This is a genomic window from Tenacibaculum ascidiaceicola (assembly GCF_047470925.1).
GTDB lineage: Bacteria > Bacteroidota > Bacteroidia > Flavobacteriales > Flavobacteriaceae > Polaribacter > Polaribacter discolor.
This window is the reverse complement of sequence record NZ_JAZKJP010000008.1, coordinates 79,928-94,689: the sequence shown is the minus strand read 5'-3', so window position 1 is coordinate 94,689 and position 14,762 is coordinate 79,928. Positions and strand designations below refer to the sequence as shown.

Sequence of the window (14,762 nt, the reverse complement as noted above, 5' to 3'; positions counted from 1 at the left end):
AACCTAAACTTTTATAAACACGCGTCTATGGAAACAGTTACTACTAAAACAAGTAATACTTTTAGTGATCGTATTAAACTGCCTTTTAACTTTGATACTACCAAAATGCTTGAAGAAGCTAAAGCTTTACAATTAGATAATTTTGAATATTATGATGTAATTGCTTTGCGGTCGCCTGCACACCTAGTTGATACGTCATTACCTTTCCCTCCTCCTGCTGAAGATTATGCTGATGGTTCGTGGACAGATTGGTTAGATACTAATGCTTTAAAAAAATCTCCATACTTAACTAGTGTTATCGATTTTTTTAAAGAAAATACTACAGTAAACTTAGTTAGGTTACTTCGATTAGCTCCACATTCAACAGTTAAAGAACATACGGATCCTACCTTAGGTTTAGAGGTTGAAAGATCAGTAATTCGACTTACAATACCTATTCTTAATAATGATAATGTTACTTTTTATTTAAATGACACTCCAGTATTGATGAAACCAGGAGAATGTTGGTACATGAGACTTACGGATCCTCATAAGGTTATTAATAATGGTGATGAAGAACGTATAAACCTTACCATAGACATGATTCCTAACGATTGGATTCGAAGGGTTATTAAAGAAAGTGCACAAAATTCTAAATAAAATAAAAAGGGTACGCTAATACGTACCCTTTTTGTTTTATATAACTTTATAGTCTATTCTAAAGCTCCTAAATAACGCTCTGCGTCTAAAGCAGCCATACAACCTGTACCTGCTGCTGTTACTGCTTGACGGTATTCTTTATCTTGAATATCACCAGCGGCAAAAACTCCTGGTAAGTTTGTTTTGGTAGATTTACCTTTTGTTATTAAATATCCTGTTTCATCCATATCTAATAAACCTTTGAATAAATCAGAGTTTGGTTTGTGACCTATCGCAATAAATACACCTGTTACAGGAATTTCTGTTTTTTCACCAGTTTGGTTATTAACAGCACGAACTCCTTCAACAACATTTTCTCCTAATACCTCATCAATTTCAGTATTATACATAACAGTAATATTTTCTGTTTTGTTAACACGGTGTTGCATTGCTTTAGAAGCACGCATATAATCTTTACGAACTAACATAGTTACTTTACTACAAATATTCGCTAAGTATGTTGCCTCTTCTGCTGCAGTGTCTCCTGCTCCAACTACAACAACATCTTGCCCTTTATAAAAGAAACCATCACAAGTAGCACAAGCCGAAACCCCGCCACCAATTAAACGTTGTTCACTTTCTAATCCTAAATATTTAGCAGTAGCTCCAGTAGAAATAATTATTGTTTGAGCCTCTATCTCTGTCGATTCATCTACAATTACTTTATGAATTCCTCCTTCTTCTTTAGAAAGCTCTACTTTAGTAACCATTCCAAAACGAACATCTGTTCCGAAACGCTCTGCTTGACTTTTTAAATCTTCCATCATTGCTGTTCCATCAGTTCCTTTTGGATATCCTGGGAAATTATCTACCTCGGTAGTTGTAGTTAACTGACCTCCCATTTGCATTCCTGTATACATAACTGGTTTCATGTCTGCTCTCGCTGCATAAATAGCTGCTGTGTAACCTGCTGGACCAGACCCAATAATCAAACATTTAATTTTTTCTGCCATTATCTTGAATTTTTGAAGTTACAAATGTAATTTTTTTTTATTTCTAGTTATCTGCTTTTAAATATATTTTAACTATCGTCTTATAAAATCAAATTATTTAATAAATATTTCATTTTTTTATTTGTTGTTTGCTTTTTTTTTCTACATTTGCAGTCCCAATTATTCGGGGTGTAGCCTCTCGTTTTACTCGAGATAAACTACACTACGAATTTTACACTTTTCGGGGTGTAGCGTAGCCCGGTCATCGCGCCTGCTTTGGGAGCAGGAGGTCGCAGGTTCGAATCCTGCCACCCCGACGAAAATCCTGTAAGTCATATGGTTTACAGGATTTTTTATTTGACTAATTATTCTTTTTACTAAGCTTATTTTTCTTCTTCCTATTTTCTAATTAATTTCACGCAGTTTTAGTTCTATCATTATACCATGAAAGCCATACCTGTAAGACATTTAAAAACTTCTCAAAAAGAGCCAAACCTATCTGGTGATTTTATGATTAAAAGTCTTCAAGAACTTCTTAACGGGAAAAATATGGTTCATGAACTTCATAGACACGATTTTTTCTTCTTTTTGGCTTTGAAAAAAGGTACAGGAAATCACGGAATAGATTTTGTTAATTATGATGTGACGGATTATACTATTTTTATAATCCGACCTGGTCAAGTTCACAAATTAGATTTAGACAGTAATTGTGAAGGTTACATGATTCAATTTAATACTGAATTTTACTATTCAATTCAAAAAGAGTTAAATTCTTTGTTGCAAAAAGTAAGTGCTATTAATTATTATCAACTAAAAAAAGATGATTTTTTAAAATTAAATCTATTACTAACATCTATTTTCACCGAATATAAAAACAAAGCTGTAGCATATAAAGAAGTTATAAAATCTAATCTTCATATTCTTTTTATAGAATTAATAAGGTTAAAAAACACTAATAACAAAACATTTAATACCAAAGACTTGTATATTCAAGAGCGTCTTGAAGAGTTTTTGCATTCATTAGAAACTAATATTATAAAAATTAAGCAAGTGTCTCAATATGCAGACATGCTAAACTTATCTAACTATCAATTAAATACAATAACCAAACAAACTTTAGGTAAAACTGCATCCCAGCTTATTAACGAACAAATTATATTAGAATCTAAAAGATACCTTTTAGCATCTTCCAATCAAATAAATCAAATAGCATATCATTTAGGCTATGAAGATGTTTCTTATTTTATACGTTTTTTTAAGAAACATACTGGTTACTCTCCTGAAGCTTTTAGAAAAAAGCTAAAATAAGTACAACACTATTTTACATTTATCCTATCATTGAGACTTGAACTCAATATACTTTTACATCGTATAAATTAAATTAAAAACACGATGAAAAAAAGCGATTTAAAGTATATAGATTTTTGGAATGAAAGATATCAAGACCTCAACTTTGCCTATGGTAAAGAACCAAACTTATTTTTTAAAAAAGAGCTTCAAAAATTAAAAACAGGATCAATTTTATTACCTGCTGACGGAGAAGGTAGAAATGGTGTGTACGCTTCAAAATTAGGTTGGGATGTTACTGCTACCGATTTAAGCATTGAAGGAAAAAGTAAAGCTCTAAAGTTAGCCAACGAGTTTGATACAAATTTAAAATATGTTGTAGGTGATATACAAGACCTTGAATTTCCTAAAGAATCTTTTGATGCTATTGGTTTAATCTACGCACATTTTACAGCTTGGAAAATTTCTGCAATTCATCAAAAATTAGTTACACTTCTTAAATCTGGAGGACACATCATATTCGAAGCGTTCAGTGAAAATCATTTAAAGTATCAGGCTGACAATCCAAAAATAGGTGGACCAAAGGATATAAATATGCTTTTTTCCTTAGAACAAATACAACAAGATTTTACTGGATTTGAAATTCAAGTTTTAGAAGAAAAAGATGTTTTTTTAAATGAAGGAAACTCACATAACGGCAAAGGAAGTGTGATTCGCTTTATAGGTAAAAAACTCTAGTAATAATGAAAAAATTGCTTGCTATGATATTTCTATTTATAGTTTTTAAGAGTAATGCCCAAAAAGCCGACCAGTTTAATTCATGGTGGTATTATTCTGGTAAGTATCAATTAACCGAAAAGTTCAATGTTGAAACCTTATACTCTTGGAACAGACATAATTTTGTCAAGAATTGGCGACATCCAAAACTAAGGCTTGGTACAAGTTATAACTACTTAAAAAAATATAAGTTTTGGTGCTGAGTATGAATGGGTAGTTTTCTTTCCTTATGGAGCACATCCTGTCCCTAAGAAAAGAATAGAGCATCGTATTTATGAGTACTTTACTATAAAAAATAAAATTAAAAAAGTTTCCGTTAATTATGGAATGCTATTAGAACAGCGTATCATGAAAGACAAAACAAGACAGCGATTACGATTAGTATTTAGTGCAAGAACACCTATCATATGTTCTAAAGAAGGTAAAACAATAATAGGTTTATCATTCTCTAATCAAGTATTTTTGGATGTCGACAAGTACGCAAACAATAAAAACTTTAGTCAGAACAGAATTTATGGTGCTGTTGATATTCCTTTAAATAGTGCTTTGGCATTAAGTATAGGATATATGAATCAATACATAATTATAAAAGAAAACCGTATTGAAAACAACCACACTTTAATGATAAAACTATCTCACAAAATTGATTTCAGAAAGAAAAAGAAACAGTTTAGTTTACTATATTTTTTAGAAAAATAAACACAAACACCTTACATTTGTGTTTATTTGTTTATTACAATTACTCACTAGAAATAGTGCTAATAAGAATACTTAATTAGTATGATAATTAATTCCCCTATCTCTAAACTAAAAACTTTATATTACTTTGTTTTTTGTGTATTATTACTTTCTTCTTTTATTACCCAAGCCCAAGAGAGTCAGCCTTCACATAACAACACCATAGCTAATATTGATTTAGCTAAAAAAAAGTGTAACTATTACCTAAACCTCTCTCGAGAAGCCTATAATAAAGCTAATGTTGAAGATTTTAAAAAGTATAACGATTCTATTTTATTAATTACTCAAAATTTTAAAGAGTTAAAAGACGTAGAAATAAAATCTATTATAAATCATGGTATCTACTATAATGTTACTGATTCCTATGAAAAAGCTCTTGTAGAGTTCCATAAAGCTCTTGATTTTAATAAAGCTAACCTCAATAACGAAGTAACAGAAATTAACATATTAGTTAATCTTACTAATGTTTACAGTCAAATAGACAAGCCTAATAAAGTAATTACTTACATGGAAAAAGTACTTGCTTTGACTGAAAAAAATAATGTATCTGATATTATTAAACTAGCGGCATACAACGGACTAGGTAATAGCTATACTAAAAAAGAAAATTACGGGAAAGCATTAGCCTATTTACATAAAATGAAAACCTTAGCTGAAAGTATAAATAATGTTCAAGCCGTTAATACTGCTCTTGATAATATTGGATATTCTTATTTTCAGCAAGAAAAGTGGGACAAGGTTATAAAAACAGCTAAAGAATCATTAGCGTACTCTAAAAAAAACGGATTACCTAAAAGACCTGTTGCTCTCCTTAATTTAGGAATGTCTTACGTTAAAAAACAAGAAGCTAACAAAGCTATACCTTTGTTAAATGAAGTTTTAGTAATAGCTACTAATAGAAAAGATCTTGAGCTAGAAAAGGAAGCTCACTTACACTTAGCTAAAGCTTATAAGTTATTAGGTGATTTTAAAAACTCTCATAAAGAACAGGAAAGTTATGCTGAAATAATGAAGGTTTTATTAAAAGAACAGTCAAATGCTGCTCTTCTTGATTTAAAACATGATTCCGATACTGAAAAACAGAATATAGAATCAAAATTAAACTCTTTAGCTTCTATTGAGAATAAAAAAAACAATTTGCTTATTGGTGGCGGAGTTTCAATTGTTTTTTTAGGAGGATTACTCTTTTTTTATATCCGCAAAAAGAAAACTATTGAAGCTGACCGTGAGCTATTTAAAAAAATAAATTCCTTACTTCAAAACGAAAACAAAGCTTTAAAAGCCAAAATGCTAGAGTTTGCCACTGTAAAAAAAGAACAATCTCCTAAAACTGTTCAGTACAAAAATTCTTCTTTAACAGAAAAAGATAAAGATTACTACATGAAATTGATTCTTGATTACATGGAGACAAAAAAGCCTTATCTTGATTTTGAAATTAATCAATCAGAATTAGCTTCTAAACTCTCTATGAGCAAGCACCACCTATCTGAAGTTTTAAACCTTTGTTTCGATCAAAATTTTTATCAGTTCATCAACCTGTATAGAGTAAACGAAGCACAAAAGATAATGAAAGATCCTGATTATAAAGATTATAAAATCTTAGCAATTGCCTACGAAGCTGGTTTTAAAAGTAAAACCTCCTTTAACCGTGTTTTTAAAAATCATACTGGTTTTACACCTTCTGATTTCAGAAAACAACAATTAAGTGAACTGGCTGTTTAATTTTTTTTTTAAGTTTAGATATAAAAACTAATTTAGTTTTTCAAAAAAAAAAAATAAAATAAACTCTGGTAAACCTGAAATTAAACATTGTAAGTATCTACAGGTTTTTCACCTACAATCTCCTTATAAACATTGACAAAACAAATAATTAATAAATTTTAAAGAAAGAAAATCACAGAAAAATGTAGGTTTTTTTCTGTGATTTAACCATTTACTACAGTTTGTTATAAAGTATTTCCGTCCTTCTTCTCACTTACTGTATCTGAATCTCCACTTGTAGATTCTACTGTAGAAGCTGCCGCAAATCCTCCTTGAATAATGTTTAAATCTTCTTGATTCATCATTTCAATTCCTGATAATGTCTCTAATTGCATGATCTTGATTTTTATTGTTAATGCTACTTCTTATATAGGTTTCACTTGCCCTAATTTCTTGTTCCTTAATTTTTACTATTGTAAAGTATTTCCGTCCTTCTTCTCACTTACTGTATCTGAATCTCCACTTGTAGATTCTACTGTAGAAGCTGCCGCAAATCCTCCTTGAATAATGTTTAAATCTTCTTGATTTATCATTTCAACTCCTGATAATGTCTCTAATTGCATGATCTTGATTTTTATTGTTAATGCTACTTCTTATATAGGTTTCACTTGCCCTAATTTCTTGTTCCTTAATTTTTATTATTATAAAGTATTTCCGTCCTTCTTCTCACTTACTGTATCTGAATCTCCACTTGTAGATTCTACTGTAGAAGCTGCCGCAAATCCTCCTTGAATAATGTTTAAATCTTCTTGATTCATCATTTCAATTCCTGATAATGTCTCTAATTGCATGATCTTGATTTTTATTGTTAATGCTACTTCTTATATAGGTTTCACTTGCCCTAATTTTTTGTTCCTTAATTTTTACTATTGTAAAGTATTTCCGTCCTTCTTCTCACTTACTGTATCTGAATCTCCACTTGTAGATTCTACTGTAGAAGCTGCCGCAAATCCTCCTTGAATAATGTTTAAATCTTCTTGATTCATCATTTCAATTCCTGATAATGTCTCTAATTGCATGATCTTGATTTTTATTGTTAATGCTACTTCTTATATAGGTTTCACTTGCCCTAATTTTTTGTTCCTTAATTTTTATTATTATAAAGTATTTCCGTCCTTCTTCTCACTACTTGTATCAGAATCATCTCTTTCTGATTCCACAGTTGAAGCTGCTGCAAATCCTCCTTGAATAATATCTAACTCTTGCTTGTTCATTAATTCAAATTTTCCTAAAGTTTCTAAATTCATAATTCTTGTTTTATGGTTAATTCTTTGGTTTTAAACAGGTTTCTTTTGATTAAAGTTTAATCGTTCAAAAAAGATTACTGCAGTACTATATTGCATATTTTTCTTTTTTAAAAAGTGCCTCCACTTTTAGATCCTAGAGCCAGCACTACAGTAATATTTGTTGAATAATTTGAAAATCTTCTTTGATTTAACACTTTAAATTCTCAAAACCTTAGAATAAAGAAGAATACTTTGGCTGACCGATATAATCTACTTTTCTTGAAGGTCTATCTGGGTCTCCTAATTCACTAATAGATTCGTAAAATCCTCCTTCTACTGTTTCTAAATGATCTTGATTTAACTTTTCAAATTTTTCTAAGTTTTCTAAATTCATAATTAGTATGTTATTAAGTTTTACTACTTCTTTTTATAGAGATTTTCTCTGTCCTCTTTTCCTTATTGCTTTTTATTTATTATTATGCTCCTAGCTCTAACTGGTTTTTAACCAGATTAAAGTATTTATGTTTATTTTTTACTAAAACTTTGTGATTCCCTTGCTCTATAACTTTTCCGTCTTCTAAGACTAAAATCTGATCTGCATTTTTTACTGTACTTAATCTATGAGCAATTACAAAAACTGTTTTTCCTTTAAAAAACTGATTTAAATTATCCATAATCATACTCTCGTTATTCGCATCTAAAGCAGAAGTAGCTTCATCTAGAAAAATATATTCTGGATTTTTATATACGGCTCTTGCAATAAATAGTCTTTGTTTTTGACCACCACTTAACTCTAGTCCAGTATTTCCTATTTTGGTATTAAACTTTAGTGGCAAACGTTGAATGAAATCATAAATGCATGCTGTTTTTGCTGCAAATTCGAGTCGTTTCATATCTGGTTCTTCATCAGACAATGCAATGTTCTCAGCAATTGTTCCGCTAAATATATGTCCATCCTGTAATACTACTCCGCATTGATCCCTCCAATCATCTGCATTTACATCTTTAAAATCAAGATTATCGAGATTTATTCTCCCCTCTGTTGGTTGATAAAATTTTAGTAATAATTTCATCAAGGTTGTTTTTCCGCTTCCACTTATCCCCACAATTGCAGTAACACTTCCAACAGGAATTTCTAAATCAATGTCTTTAAGTATGTACGGAGCATTACTTCCTTCGTATTTAAAACTTACACCTTTGAGAGCAATTTTATTTTTTAGTCCGTTTGGTTTAATCATTAAAGGTTTGTTCTCATCTTCTTTTTGGTGAACCTCATCCATTCTATCAAAAGATATTTTTGCCTCCTGAAGAGCTCGTACAAAATCTACAACTGTTTCAAATGAATTTGTTAATTGACCAAGTATGTACCCTACACTTAACATTACCCCCAGTGTCATTGATTGGTTAATTACCCAGTATGCACAAATAAATGTTATCAGTATACTTTTAATATGGTTAAACCCTCGCATTCCTACTTCTTGAAACTGATCTATCCGTAGTCCTTGTAATTTTATATCGTGCAACTTATACTGTATCTTTTTCCACGCAGATACTTTAACTGCTTGAGCATTGTTTATTTTAACCTCAGTCATACCTGTGATTAATTCAATTAATGCGTTTCTATTTTCTAATTCATTGTTAAAAGCAATATAGTTGAGTCTTTCTCGTTTCTTATTAAAGAACAACATCCATCCGACTGAGAGTAAACTAAGAACCAGAAAAACTATGAATACCGTAGTGTTTAATATTGCAAGTTGGATAGATAAAGCTACAATCAAAAAAAAGGTAAATATTGATTGAATCATTATATGATTCAAAAATCGTTCTATTTTATTTTGCTCATCAATTCTTTGAAGAATGTCTGTGTATAATCGTGTGTCAAAAAACTTGATTGGTAGTTTTATAATTTTATATAAGAAATCTGTTATAATTTTTAAACTTACTGTAACTCCAAGTTTTATTAATAAAACTCCTCTAAACCACTCAAAAACAACTTGTCCTAGAAACAATAGTGATTGAAAAAGTAGTACCATCCATACAATATTTAGTTTCTTTTTTTGTACTCCTTCATCTAATAAATATTGAATCGTCATTGGAAAAATAAATGCTAAAACTGAAGTAACTCCTAAAATAGCTACAAGTTTAACTATTGGTTTCTTATATGTTTTATAATACGATTTTAAAAACTGTAGCCCTCTCTTTGTACCGTTTTCAACCTTCTCTGGCTCTACATCAAAAAACTTTTCTGTTGGTTGGAGTAGTAGGGCGATTCCCTTTCCTTCTGTTGTTTTCCAAAACTTTAAAAACTCTTCTTCTTTTAGTTTTAATTTCCCATGTCCTGGGTCAAGAATATAATAAACATTGTTTTTAATTTTTTCAAGAACAACAAAATGATCATGATTCCAATGAAGAATTAAAGGATAAGGAACATCTGATTTTAAGTTATCAACAGTGATTTTTACCCCCATAGCTTTTAACCCTAGCTTTTCACTTCCCTGAATAAGATCTGAGAACGAAACCCCTGTTCTAGTTATTTCACATCTCTTTCTTATTTCTTCTAAAGAATATTCTTTACCATAATGAGAAGCAATCATTCTAATACAGGTTGGTCCACAATCTGTTACGCCTATTTGGTGATAAAATTTCATGTTTTACTTTTTTAACTTACTACTTTATAGAAATAATCATCTACTTTTTCTAATTGATGGGTGTAAAACTTGCTGTAGCGCAGTTCATCTTCTTTATAGTCGAGAACTCGATCTGGATTTACTTTCCATAGTTCCTTAAACTCACTAGTTTCTATTACTTCTCTTACGTCAACATCATTTATATTGCCATAATCATTTAAGTGCAACAAACAGTTCTTTAAATTTCCGTCCCAATTAATACATACTCTTTTGTTATAATAGGTATGATAGCTCTTAGATTCTGTAAAGTATTTTACATTTACGATGTAGTTATTATCAGGAAAATGTTTCTTGTGTAAATCAGAATAAATATTTTCTTCTAAGTAATTAACTTGATTTTCAAATTTCTTTGAGAACATCCCCGATGTTGGATAATTATGAACAATGATGTAGTCTAATTTCTGATTTTCTTCAAAAATATTTTCAACAGTATCTTCAATGTTTTCAACATATTCAACAATTAAACTAACAGATCTAAATACTAATCCTTTTGTGTAGCTAGAAAACTCGACTATATCATTACAATCTCTTACTCTTAATCGCACTTCAATATGGAAACATAGGAGTTCGTCTAACTGATATATAAGTTTTTGTAAAGAATATTTAGGGTCATTAAAATCATACTCTATAACTGCAGTATTAATTTTATTTGGTGTTCGCCATTGCATAGACATTTTTGGATACTCTTGATGATCAAAAGTGATAAACCCAAAATCATTTTTTAAAAGAAATTCTATATAACTTTCGAAAATTATTCTTTCTTCTGGCTTAACTAAATCTTTAACCTCATTTATAGATTGAGTTTCTAGTTTCTCTAAGACATCATATAAACTGTTTGGTATAAACTTGATGTCTGATCGCTGGAGATTGTATATTGTGCTTCTCTCTTTTCCCTTTACAGCTACATTATGGGAAAATAACTTAAAGTACTCTGTTCTTTTCATTGATCTTAAGTATTTGTCTTAAAAATAAATTTGAGTTCGGTTTGTAATTACTGTAGTTTATAAAACTTCTCATGGATCTATGCTTTGTTGATGAACTAAATCGTACTTCTGAATACAATTCTCTAATACTGTTAGTAGGGTCAACATGCATGTAGTGATAATTCAAAGGAATCCTTTTTAGAACCTCCCAATCATCGGTTATCGGACTTAATTTTTTACTTCTCATAATTTTCATTTCTGTTTAATTAATATATTCTAGCACTTCTCTTACATTTCCACATTTCTCTAATTGCTGCTTTAACCAGTTTTTTATTTCGTATTCTAAATAGTAGTTCCCATAGTTACCTGGAGCTAAAAATTGTCCTACTGGATTTACTTCTATGAACTTAAATCCGTTTTCTGTTTTTAATATATCTATAGAACCTGTGTTTAAGTTGATGCTTTTCATAAAAACACGAAGCTTATCTTCAATATCTTGTGGTAATTGATAATTTACCCAGTGAATATGGTCTGTATAGTAATTTAGTTTGATATCTACATTCTTTTCTGAATTTGTAGTAATTGCTGCTGTTGAAAAGATTTTACCATCCAAATAAAATATTCTAATTTCATGAAGAGATGACACTTTTTCCTGAAACAAGGTTGGAAAAAACTTATCAGGAGCCTTTTCTACCATTTCTTTCTTAAAAGTTGTTGTATAAATTGAATAAGTTTCTTCTCCTTTGATAAAGTAATTTGAGAAATAAAGAGGTTTACTTATAATTTCTCCATCATTTCTATAATAAAACTTTAATAACTCTTCTTTATCATTTGTTACAATTGTCTCTGGACAACTCAAACCAGCTTTTTTAGCATAATCTAAAAAGATTAGTTTGTTTTCTCCATAAGTTGGCATTTCAGGCATGATGATTTTATCTTTAAAAAAATACTTTAAATACTCTAAAAAAGTTTTTATTTCTGAATCTGCTTCCTCATTAACTTGCTCTAAGATTTTATTGTTCTCATCAAAAGGAATGTAATCTAATATTGAATAAAATCTTCTGTACCAAATAACATCGATTGCATCTTTTATACTTTTTCCTTCTATTAAGATATCGTTGTTAATTACATCAACACAATAAGACACTTTTTTGGTCACTAAGTCTTCTAAATTTAACTTAAAGAAAGAAACATTATCTTCTAATAACCAATCAACAACTGGATCGGTACACTGCTCATACATACTATAGGTTAATACTAAAATCATAATCTTATCTTTTTAATTTACTCTGTTTCTAATTGAAGAATTTGTTCTTCTATCTCTTTTCTTTTTTACTGTTTTTCTTCCAAAATTATATCTCATCGAAAACACTATTCTTCGTGCGTCATAATAATTTTCATTAGTTCGTCTATACCCTGTGTTTTCTGACAGATTAAACTTGTACTTATCTGTTTTTAAAATATCCTGAATAAAGAGGCTTAAATACCAGTTATTAAACCTTTTGGACAAACTAAAATCCGTTGAAAAAACAGGCGATAAAGTACTTTGAGTAAGCGGACCATACCTGTTGTAATAAAAATCTATACATGCCTCCAAACTCTTATCTTTTAAGAAATAGTAGTAATTGTACGATCTTAAATCTAACTCTAAACCATCCCTAGTAAAGGCCTCATTAAAAGAAGGTGTAGCTGTAAGTTTTTTATAACTTGCATTTGCAGTAAATTGACTTTCAAATCTGCTATTCTTAGTTGAAAAGTTATATAAATATGTTCCTCCAAACCTTTCATAAACCCCATAATTATCTCGATAATAATTCAAAACATTATCTGGTAATACTCTCGATAACTGACCTATCACCTCTCTCTCTTTGCTATAGTTAAAAATAAAGGTGTGCTTAGAGTTTAACACATACGACAACTCTGTTGTAAAGGTTCTAGAGGGGTTGAGAAACGGGTTTCCTTCTGAATAGATTTGAGGAGTCACGTAATTTCTGAATGGATTTAGCTGCCAGAATCCTGGGCGAACAATTCTATTATTTAATGATACACTTAATACATGCTTTCTATTGGGTGCGTATTTCACATAGGCTGAAGGAAACACATTCTTATATTTGTTAGTATTGATTGATTTTGTGGTTTTCTGATTTCCTTTCTGGTAAGTGCCCTCAACTCTTAAACCTAAACTATAGTTCCATATCTGACTTGGGTTATACTTTATAGATATATACCCTGAAGTAACTTTTTCTTCAAAATTAAATAGATTACTCACATCAGGATCGATTTCATAAACTCCAGAATTATACCTTCTTAAAATAATTTCGTTTTCTGTATTTGTTTCATAATATTGCCCTCCTAAACTCAGGTTCCATTCATCATTTAAAACCTTATAATAATCTGCTTTAACATTTATATTATCAATATACTGAGTAACATCAGATCGAAAATTATCTACACTTAATAAACTAGGCTCTGACGAATTGTTTAAAAAGTTATTGTTCTTTGTATTTTGAGTATTTTCGTACTTAAAATAATTTACATCCCAACTTAAAGTACTTCCAAGACTATCTATTTTATATAAATGATTAAGGTTAAAATTATAATTTAACTTCTTTTGACTTCCATCTGTGGTAGTTGTAGTAATTGAATCTAATGTGTTACCTGTAAGATAGTTACTGTAGGTTCTGTTTTCAATACTAGGTTTGTTATAATTTACATCAAATAAAAACCCTAATAAATGTTTGTCTGATAAATTGTAATCTATTCCTAACCTTGTTCCTACAATGGTGTTTGATGGCAATAACCTATCTGTGTCGTGAGTGGATGTGTTTATATTATTTGGAAAATATTGCTTTGATTGTTCTTTAACGTAACTTGTCCCCTCTGAAAACCATGTAGAGTTATAGACATTCCATTTATCCTTATTATAATTTAGATTTACTGAAGTTTTAAAAGCTGCATATCTTGATTGTCTAAAGATATTTGAAATGGAACCTACTAACCCTTCTTGAGGATTCGCTTTTAAAATTATATTCACAACTCCATTTCCTTGTGCATCGAACCTAGCTGGAGGGCTCGTATAAATTTCAACTTTGCTAATTCTATCTGCGGCTAAATTTTTCAAGTAATTTGTTAGCTCATCTCCAGAAAAATTACTCTTCCTACTATTTATATAAACCACCACATCATCTTTACCAAGTATACCTAACCCTTTATTTTCTTTTACCGATAATAATGGTGCTTTTTTAAGAGTTTGCCAACTATTGGAGTTTTGTACAAAACTTCTATTAGAAAGATTAACAACAAAGTGATCAGAATGCTTTTCTATTAACTCTTTTTTCTTGGTTATAACAACCTCATCTAAAGTATTCGAATCAGGCTGAAGAGCTACCTCCCCAAAATCTACATCTTGTTGGTTATCAAACTCTTTTTTAATAGTTTTATAACCTAAAAAACTTATTTCAATATAAACAGGCTTATTTTTTTCAACCTTAACATCAAACTCCCCATTATCATCTGTAATAACACCTTTCATCAAAGATCTATCTGAACTATCGTAAACAATTATATTCACAAAGGACAATGGTTTATTCTCTTCATCTATAACAGTTCCTTTATATGTTATTTGGGAAAAAACTGTAATACTTACAAATAATATTAATAGTGTTAAAAGTTTATTTTTCTTCATTGTCTTTTTTATTATATTCCAAATTTAAATGATCACTACAGCTATCTTATTACACTAAAGTGTAGTTA

General features: G+C 29.9%; 17 protein-coding genes and 1 tRNA gene. 6 read left to right on the top strand and 12 right to left on the bottom strand.

Annotation, left to right across the window (positions count from 1 at the left end; all coding sequences use genetic code 11):
• The first annotated feature begins 27 nt into the window (after positions 1-27).
• Positions 28-639 carry an aspartyl/asparaginyl beta-hydroxylase domain-containing protein gene (locus VBY68_RS08780; RefSeq protein WP_099214002.1) on the top strand — a complete coding sequence of 204 codons (612 nt, stop codon included), beginning with the start codon at positions 28-30 and terminating at the stop codon, positions 637-639.
• A 53-nt stretch (positions 640-692) separates the two neighbouring features.
• Here the strand turns inward: VBY68_RS08780 and trxB are convergent, their stop codons facing one another.
• Entirely contained in the window at positions 693-1,631 is a 939-nt protein-coding gene (gene trxB, locus VBY68_RS08775; protein WP_099214001.1) for a thioredoxin-disulfide reductase, read from the bottom strand.
• Positions 1,632-1,852: 221 nt separating this feature from the next.
• Between trxB and VBY68_RS08770 the strand changes: the two genes are divergently transcribed.
• The 5 genes from VBY68_RS08770 to VBY68_RS08750 all read left to right on the top strand — a co-directional run bounded on the left by VBY68_RS08770 (position 1,853) and on the right by VBY68_RS08750 (position 6,134).
• Positions 1,853-1,927, top strand: a tRNA-Pro gene (locus tag VBY68_RS08770).
• Positions 1,928-2,054: 127 nt separating this feature from the next.
• Positions 2,055-2,918 carry an AraC family transcriptional regulator gene (locus tag VBY68_RS08765; protein WP_415269501.1) on the top strand — a complete coding sequence of 288 codons (864 nt, stop codon included), beginning with the start codon at positions 2,055-2,057 and terminating at the stop codon, positions 2,916-2,918.
• 84 nt (positions 2,919-3,002) lie between these two features.
• Entirely contained in the window at positions 3,003-3,635 is a 633-nt protein-coding gene (locus tag VBY68_RS08760; protein WP_415269500.1) for a class I SAM-dependent methyltransferase, read from the top strand.
• 225 nt (positions 3,636-3,860) lie between these two features.
• Entirely contained in the window at positions 3,861-4,373 is a 513-nt protein-coding gene (locus VBY68_RS08755) for a DUF2490 domain-containing protein (RefSeq protein ID WP_415269588.1), read from the top strand.
• An 81-nt stretch (positions 4,374-4,454) separates the two neighbouring features.
• A complete protein-coding gene (locus VBY68_RS08750) occupies positions 4,455-6,134 on the top strand; it encodes a helix-turn-helix domain-containing protein (protein ID WP_415269499.1) in 1,680 nt (559 codons plus the stop codon).
• A gap of 224 nt (positions 6,135-6,358) precedes the next feature.
• On the opposite strand, the gene VBY68_RS08745 is transcribed toward VBY68_RS08750, so the two are convergent.
• From VBY68_RS08745 to VBY68_RS08695, 11 genes are all read right to left on the bottom strand, one after another.
• Positions 6,359-6,508 carry a hypothetical protein gene (locus tag VBY68_RS08745; RefSeq protein ID WP_415269497.1) on the bottom strand — a complete coding sequence of 50 codons (150 nt, stop codon included), beginning with the start codon at positions 6,506-6,508 and terminating at the stop codon, positions 6,359-6,361.
• Between the two features lie 75 nt (positions 6,509-6,583).
• A complete protein-coding gene (locus VBY68_RS08740) occupies positions 6,584-6,736 on the bottom strand; it encodes a hypothetical protein (RefSeq protein ID WP_415269498.1) in 153 nt (50 codons plus the stop codon).
• A 78-nt stretch (positions 6,737-6,814) separates the two neighbouring features.
• A complete protein-coding gene (locus VBY68_RS08735) occupies positions 6,815-6,964 on the bottom strand; it encodes a hypothetical protein (protein ID WP_415269497.1) in 150 nt (49 codons plus the stop codon).
• 75 nt (positions 6,965-7,039) lie between these two features.
• The gene (locus VBY68_RS08730) at positions 7,040-7,192 is read right to left on the bottom strand and encodes a hypothetical protein (protein ID WP_415269496.1); all 153 of its coding nucleotides are present in this window, start codon (positions 7,190-7,192) and stop codon (positions 7,040-7,042) included.
• Positions 7,193-7,270: 78 nt separating this feature from the next.
• Complete coding sequence (locus tag VBY68_RS08725) at positions 7,271-7,420, bottom strand: hypothetical protein (protein ID WP_415269495.1); 150 nt, start codon at positions 7,418-7,420, stop codon at positions 7,271-7,273.
• 211 nt (positions 7,421-7,631) lie between these two features.
• The gene (locus tag VBY68_RS08720) at positions 7,632-7,793 is read right to left on the bottom strand and encodes a hypothetical protein (RefSeq protein ID WP_415269494.1); all 162 of its coding nucleotides are present in this window, start codon (positions 7,791-7,793) and stop codon (positions 7,632-7,634) included.
• 82 nt (positions 7,794-7,875) lie between these two features.
• Positions 7,876-10,047: a peptidase domain-containing ABC transporter gene (locus VBY68_RS08715; protein WP_415269493.1), complete on the bottom strand. Its 2,172-nt coding sequence runs from the start codon at positions 10,045-10,047 to the stop codon at positions 7,876-7,878.
• A gap of 11 nt (positions 10,048-10,058) precedes the next feature.
• Positions 10,059-11,030, bottom strand: coding sequence for a hypothetical protein (locus VBY68_RS08710; protein WP_415269492.1), 972 nt, complete (start codon positions 11,028-11,030; stop codon positions 10,059-10,061).
• A complete protein-coding gene (locus VBY68_RS08705) occupies positions 11,008-11,256 on the bottom strand; it encodes a hypothetical protein (RefSeq protein WP_415269491.1) in 249 nt (82 codons plus the stop codon). The genes VBY68_RS08710 and VBY68_RS08705 overlap by 23 nt, the downstream gene beginning before the upstream one ends.
• 15 nt (positions 11,257-11,271) lie before the next feature.
• On the bottom strand, positions 11,272-12,276 hold the full coding sequence (locus tag VBY68_RS08700) for an ATP-grasp domain-containing protein (protein ID WP_415269490.1): 1,005 nt from the start codon (positions 12,274-12,276) through the stop codon (positions 11,272-11,274).
• Between the two features lie 12 nt (positions 12,277-12,288).
• The gene (locus tag VBY68_RS08695) at positions 12,289-14,694 is read right to left on the bottom strand and encodes a TonB-dependent receptor domain-containing protein (protein WP_415269489.1); all 2,406 of its coding nucleotides are present in this window, start codon (positions 14,692-14,694) and stop codon (positions 12,289-12,291) included.
• Positions 14,695-14,762 lie beyond the last annotated feature (68 nt).

What these genes read in the sequence shown, in the direction of transcription:
- trxB (WP_099214001.1), bottom strand. Translation starts at nt 1,631, where the DNA reads ATGGCAGAAAAAATTAAATGTTTGATTATTGGGTCTGGTCCAGCAGGT.
- VBY68_RS08760 (WP_415269500.1), top strand. Translation starts at nt 3,003, where the DNA reads ATGAAAAAAAGCGATTTAAAGTATATAGATTTTTGGAATGAAAGATAT.
- VBY68_RS08705 (WP_415269491.1), bottom strand. Translation starts at nt 11,256, where the DNA reads ATGAGAAGTAAAAAATTAAGTCCGATAACCGATGATTGGGAGGTTCTA.
- VBY68_RS08720 (WP_415269494.1), bottom strand. Translation starts at nt 7,793, where the DNA reads ATGAATTTAGAAAACTTAGAAAAATTTGAAAAGTTAAATCAAGATCAT.
- VBY68_RS08700 (WP_415269490.1), bottom strand. Translation starts at nt 12,276, where the DNA reads ATGATTTTAGTATTAACCTATAGTATGTATGAGCAGTGTACCGATCCA.
- VBY68_RS08750 (WP_415269499.1), top strand. Translation starts at nt 4,455, where the DNA reads ATGATAATTAATTCCCCTATCTCTAAACTAAAAACTTTATATTACTTT.
- VBY68_RS08765 (WP_415269501.1), top strand. Translation starts at nt 2,055, where the DNA reads ATGAAAGCCATACCTGTAAGACATTTAAAAACTTCTCAAAAAGAGCCA.
- VBY68_RS08740 (WP_415269498.1), bottom strand. Translation starts at nt 6,736, where the DNA reads ATGCAATTAGAGACATTATCAGGAGTTGAAATGATAAATCAAGAAGAT.
- VBY68_RS08715 (WP_415269493.1), bottom strand. Translation starts at nt 10,047, where the DNA reads ATGAAATTTTATCACCAAATAGGCGTAACAGATTGTGGACCAACCTGT.
- VBY68_RS08695 (WP_415269489.1), bottom strand. Translation starts at nt 14,694, where the DNA reads ATGAAGAAAAATAAACTTTTAACACTATTAATATTATTTGTAAGTATT.
- VBY68_RS08745 (WP_415269497.1), bottom strand. Translation starts at nt 6,508, where the DNA reads ATGCAATTAGAGACATTATCAGGAATTGAAATGATGAATCAAGAAGAT.
- VBY68_RS08710 (WP_415269492.1), bottom strand. Translation starts at nt 11,030, where the DNA reads ATGAAAAGAACAGAGTACTTTAAGTTATTTTCCCATAATGTAGCTGTA.
- VBY68_RS08735 (WP_415269497.1), bottom strand. Translation starts at nt 6,964, where the DNA reads ATGCAATTAGAGACATTATCAGGAATTGAAATGATGAATCAAGAAGAT.
- VBY68_RS08780 (WP_099214002.1), top strand. Translation starts at nt 28, where the DNA reads ATGGAAACAGTTACTACTAAAACAAGTAATACTTTTAGTGATCGTATT.
- VBY68_RS08730 (WP_415269496.1), bottom strand. Translation starts at nt 7,192, where the DNA reads ATGCAATTAGAGACATTATCAGGAATTGAAATGATGAATCAAGAAGAT.
- VBY68_RS08725 (WP_415269495.1), bottom strand. Translation starts at nt 7,420, where the DNA reads ATGAATTTAGAAACTTTAGGAAAATTTGAATTAATGAACAAGCAAGAG.